The 4198-nt window shown below is 44.0% G+C and carries 7 protein-coding genes and 1 pseudogene; 5 read left to right on the top strand and 3 right to left on the bottom strand.

What is annotated here, in order from left to right; genetic code table 11:
- From VR7878_RS18915 to VR7878_RS18905, 3 genes and pseudogenes are all read right to left on the bottom strand, one after another.
- Positions 1 to 85: pseudogene (locus VR7878_RS18915) on the bottom strand (IS200/IS605 family transposase); the annotation flags it as partial.
- A gap of 196 nt (positions 86 to 281) precedes the next feature.
- Entirely contained in the window at positions 282 to 755 is a 474-nt protein-coding gene (locus tag VR7878_RS18910) for a peroxiredoxin (RefSeq protein ID WP_077337564.1), read from the bottom strand.
- Positions 756 to 961: 206 nt separating this feature from the next.
- On the bottom strand, positions 962 to 1279 hold the full coding sequence (locus tag VR7878_RS18905; protein ID WP_074371103.1) for a DUF496 family protein: 318 nt from the start codon (positions 1277 to 1279) through the stop codon (positions 962 to 964).
- 225 nt (positions 1280 to 1504) lie between these two features.
- Here VR7878_RS18905 and VR7878_RS18900 point away from each other — a divergent pair, with 225 nt between their 5' ends.
- From VR7878_RS18900 to VR7878_RS18880, 5 genes are all read left to right on the top strand, one after another.
- Positions 1505 to 1702 carry a hypothetical protein gene (locus VR7878_RS18900; protein ID WP_077337563.1) on the top strand — a complete coding sequence of 66 codons (198 nt, stop codon included), beginning with the start codon at positions 1505 to 1507 and terminating at the stop codon, positions 1700 to 1702.
- A 58-nt stretch (positions 1703 to 1760) separates the two neighbouring features.
- Positions 1761 to 2411, top strand: a complete 651-nt coding sequence (locus VR7878_RS18895) for a YceH family protein (RefSeq protein WP_077337562.1) — start codon at positions 1761 to 1763, stop codon at positions 2409 to 2411.
- 6 nt (positions 2412 to 2417) lie between these two features.
- Positions 2418 to 2708 carry a GIY-YIG nuclease family protein gene (locus tag VR7878_RS18890; RefSeq protein WP_077337561.1) on the top strand — a complete coding sequence of 97 codons (291 nt, stop codon included), beginning with the start codon at positions 2418 to 2420 and terminating at the stop codon, positions 2706 to 2708.
- Between the two features lie 75 nt (positions 2709 to 2783).
- Positions 2784 to 3929, top strand: coding sequence for a conjugal transfer protein TraF (locus tag VR7878_RS18885; protein WP_077337560.1), 1146 nt, complete (start codon positions 2784 to 2786; stop codon positions 3927 to 3929).
- Positions 3930 to 4109: 180 nt separating this feature from the next.
- On the top strand, positions 4110 to 4198 hold an 89-nt coding region (locus VR7878_RS18880), incomplete at its 3' end, for a transposase (RefSeq protein ID WP_175561600.1).

The following is a 4198-nucleotide window of genomic DNA, read 5'->3' as shown; positions in this document are numbered from 1 at the left end:
ACACTTGTCTTCTATATTTCGGTGCAAACACTATGTGGTATTTACAGTTCCAGCGCGTGTGCGCTAAGCTCTTTTCGTCCCCCATTGGGACCCCCTTTCAATTCTTAATTAACTCTTGTAGTTGCCAGACCACAAGACGTTTTTATCAAATTGAAAGGGGTTATATAACTGACTTATAGCTGTAAGCTTTACGGAACCCCCAGCCTAGCTGGGGGTTTTCTCTATACAAAAAAACGGCAACTTTGGTTGCCGTTTTTGCTATCTGCCAATATCAACGTGAGTTACAGACTGGCAAGGATTGTTTCAGCATTGCTGACTTCAAATGATTTCGGAGGCTCAACATTCAACTGTTTGACCACACCATCTTCAATGATCATGGCATAACGTTGAGAGCGAATACCACCGAATTGCTCGGTATCCATTTCCAGACCGATTGCTTTCGTGAAACTGGCATCTCCATCAGCCAGCATCATGATTTCTGAGGCATTTTGCGCTTCACCCCATGCTTTCATCACAAATGCATCATTAACAGCAACACATGCGATAATATCAACGCCTTTGGCTTTTAACTGGTCAGCCAATACAACATAGCCAGGTAGGTGAGCTTCAGAACAAGTCGGAGTAAATGCACCCGGAACGGCGAATAAAACTGCTTTCTTACCAGCAAAGAGTTCTTGAACCTGATGATTAACCATGCCATCTGCTGTCAGTTGGCTTAACGTCGCTGCTGGGAGTTTCTGACCTTGTTCGATCATGATATTTTCCTTTTATTGGTATGAGGGCTTCCACTGAGTCTAGCCTGAAATCAGATCAATAAAAACATAAAAATATTAGGGGATAGTGACGCGACCGGTGAACATTCAGGGAATGGAGCTATATCGCTATGTGATTGAACATAAAGTGAAAATGTAAAAAAACCCACATGGTTGTGGGTTTGGTGTCTATTATAGCGCGACGGGAATTATTTTTTACCCTGAGTCTGGAGTTTATCTTGTTCGGTTAACTCTTTAATGCGACGACTCATCTCACGGCGCTCTTTTGAGATTTCAGCACTCTTGATGATATGGTCATCAACCCGATCTTCATAGTCTGCTTTCATGTTTTTGACGATGGCAATAAATTCATCGTGTGTCATTTCAGGTTTGATGTAATCCAGCAGGTTATCAAGCAGGTCAACCCGTTTCCGGTTGTCCCGAACTTTTTTCTCGTTATCGATCAACTCCCGTTTGAGTTTGTTTTTACGGCGTGCTAGCGAGACAATTTCAAATACGCTGCTCATCGGTTCCTTTCCTATTGTCTTATTAAATGGGTCTATCAGAATTAAATCATATCCATCGCCTTGGGAACAGCCCTGAGATCAATCAAAAGTGGCTTTGTCTGCTGAATTTCCCGACGATCAGTATGTGACTCTGCTTCTATATGCGATTCCTCGCTTGAACATGATTTATTTTCTCCGTCAGTCACTATATGATAATGACATTCCTGTTATCACTCATCAAAAGTCATGTCATTATCATCAGAAATTATTGTTCCTGTTTCTGAGGAACTACTCGAAAACCCACGTCAGGATAAACTCAGAACTGGCTACATCGCAGCAAGAAAATTGTGTGGCTTCACCGATATCGAATTGAATCGTTCACGCATTGTTGTACTGGACGAGTATGGTCATATTGTGAAATGTACTTTTGTTGTCGAACATTAATAATGTTGGATATTGTGTATACCAAATTCAGTTGAACAGAGCATGAAAGGAAATCGAGATGAAGTATGAGCTTAGTGTGCATGAAGCGCGGATTATCGGCAGTTTAATTGAAAAATCGATTACCACACCGGATTACTATCCGCTGAGTCTCAATGGTCTGATGACTGCCTGCAATCAGAAAAGTAACCGGGAGCCGGTGATGAACTTATCTGAATCTCAAGTGCTTGAAACAGTTGAAGGTTTAATTGCTCGCCGACTGGTCAGCGATGAAAGTGGTTTTAACAGCCGGACCAGCAAATACCAGCACCGTTTTTGTAATACGGAATTTGGTGATTTGCAATTGACAGAGCAGGAGCTGGGGATCCTTTGTTGCTTGTTGCTACGTGGTCCGCAGACACCGGGAGAACTACGAACCCGAACCAATCGTCTGTGTGATTTGCCGGATATGAAAACAACCGAATCTGTTCTGGAAACGCTGATTGAGAGAGAATTAGTGGCCAGATTGCCCCGCGAGCCGGGTAAACGAGAAATTCGCTATCGCCAAACGTTTACTCCTTATGATGCAAGTGAAGATATGGTTGAATCGGCAGTGGATACTCATCAGCAACCCGAGCGACTTGACGAACTTGAACAAGAAGTGGAAGCGTTAAAGCAGGAAGTTCAATGGCTACGCGCACAAGTCGATGAGCTGCTTTCTTCCCGTGAATAATCGCTGATGACTGACGAACAATCCTCTCAATGGTGGATCTATTTGATCAGAACGCCCCAAAATGCGCTTTACTGTGGAATTACAACTGACATTGCACGACGCTTTCAACAGCATCAGTGTGGTCGGGGAGCCAAGGCATTGCGGGGCAAGTCCCCTCTGAAACTGGTCTGGAGTCATCCGGTCGGTTCTCATCGTGAAGCGTTGCGAATAGAAGCGAAAGTCAAACGCTTTCCCAAAAACCGCAAAGAAAAAATCGTGCTTAAAAATTTATTACCGTCGCAAATTTTTGATTACTAAAGCGCATAACTATCTGTAGAACGTTCATTTTGTACTAATCTTAGATTGAACACTTATGAGATAAGGTGGGTATGAATGAAGAATTATCGATGGATGGCAGTGGTATGTTCTTTTGTGGCGCCTGCTGAGGCAGCATCATGGGTTGCAGACGCCAGAGGCAACGGAATGGGGAATACCGGGGTAACGACCGCGGATTTTCTGTTAGCACCTTTCTATAACCCTGCACTGACTGCAGTGTATCGTGATCAGGATGATTTCGGATTATTGCTCCCGTCAGTCAACTTAAATGTTCGTGATAAAGACGATACCATTTCAATTGTTGATGATCTGCAAGACGAAATCGATCGGTATGAAGCTGCCGGTGGCAGTGTCGATTCTGCAACGGTCGCAAAAATGAATGGTTATTTGGATGATCTCTCTGATAATCAATCATTGAATGCATCGGGGGGCGTCGGTGCGGCGGTTGCAATTCCGCTGGACACTCTCTCTGTCAATATTTATGCCCGAGGGTATGTTGAACTGTTTGCTGACCCGAATATTGCAGCAAGTACCGGTAGTTCAGCGGCAGCTGTAAAGACTCGCTATGAATCATCTACTGTTGATTTACTTGCGTTTGGATACACCGAATTCGGCATGGCGTTCGCCAGGAAATATGAAATTTTACAGCAGGCGTTCTCTTTTGGGATTACACCTAAGTACCAGTGGATGAGGACCTATAAGCAAATCGCATCCGTGGAGAATTTTGATTGGGATGATTACGATAAGAGTGAAGTGAAAGATGATGCATTCAATCTGGATTTGGGGGCTGTATGGCTCAAAGATGCTTATCGGGTCGGGATCAGTGTGAAAGATTTGTTTAATCATTCGATCGCGACTTTTGATGGTCAGAACCATTATAAGTTGGACACTCAAGTAACGATGTCGGTCGGTTATGTCAGTGAATTCCTGAGTGCGGCCGTGGATATCGATATGACCAAACAAGAACGTTTTACCGGCAAAGATGATGATACTCAGTTTATCCGGTTCGGGGTCGAAGGAAATGCCTGGGGGTGGGGACAACTCAGAGCCGGGTATGAAATCGACATGGAAAATACAGTCGATAATGCAATTACGGTTGGTTTGGGAATAAGCCCCGGAGATGCCGTTAGTCTTGATATTGCCGGAAGTTATGCCGGAGAACATCAATTGGGTGGCTCGGCAAATCTTGCTTTTACTTTTTAACTCATACCAGAGCGCGTCGTGAGACTCGCTCTTTCTTTGTATAGAGAAAACCCCCAGCTAGGCTGGGGGTTCCGTAAAGCTTACAGCTATAAGTCAGTTATATAACCCCTTTCAATTTGATAAAAACGTCTTGTGGTCTGGCAACTACAAGAGTTAATTAAGAATTGAAAGGGGGTCCCAATGGGGGACGAAAAGAGCTTAGCGCACACGCGCTGGAACTGTAAATACCACATAGTCTTTGCACCGAAATATAGAAGGCAAGTGTTCTA

The organism is Vibrio ruber DSM 16370 (assembly GCF_900163965.1).
GTDB lineage: Bacteria > Pseudomonadota > Gammaproteobacteria > Enterobacterales > Vibrionaceae > Vibrio > Vibrio ruber.
The sequence above is the reverse complement of the archived record's forward strand: the minus strand, read 5'-3'. Positions and strand labels throughout refer to the sequence as shown.

Bases quoted from the DNA above. Each gene is read 5' to 3' on its own strand.
- VR7878_RS18910 (WP_077337564.1), bottom strand. From the start codon at position 755: ATGATCGAACAAGGTCAGAAACTCCCAGCAGCGACGTTAAGCCAACTG.
- VR7878_RS18905 (WP_074371103.1), bottom strand. From the start codon at position 1,279: ATGAGCAGCGTATTTGAAATTGTCTCGCTAGCACGCCGTAAAAACAAA.
- VR7878_RS18900 (WP_077337563.1), top strand. From the start codon at position 1,505: ATGTCATTATCATCAGAAATTATTGTTCCTGTTTCTGAGGAACTACTC.
- VR7878_RS18895 (WP_077337562.1), top strand. From the start codon at position 1,761: ATGAAGTATGAGCTTAGTGTGCATGAAGCGCGGATTATCGGCAGTTTA.
- VR7878_RS18890 (WP_077337561.1), top strand. From the start codon at position 2,418: ATGACTGACGAACAATCCTCTCAATGGTGGATCTATTTGATCAGAACG.
- VR7878_RS18885 (WP_077337560.1), top strand. From the start codon at position 2,784: ATGAAGAATTATCGATGGATGGCAGTGGTATGTTCTTTTGTGGCGCCT.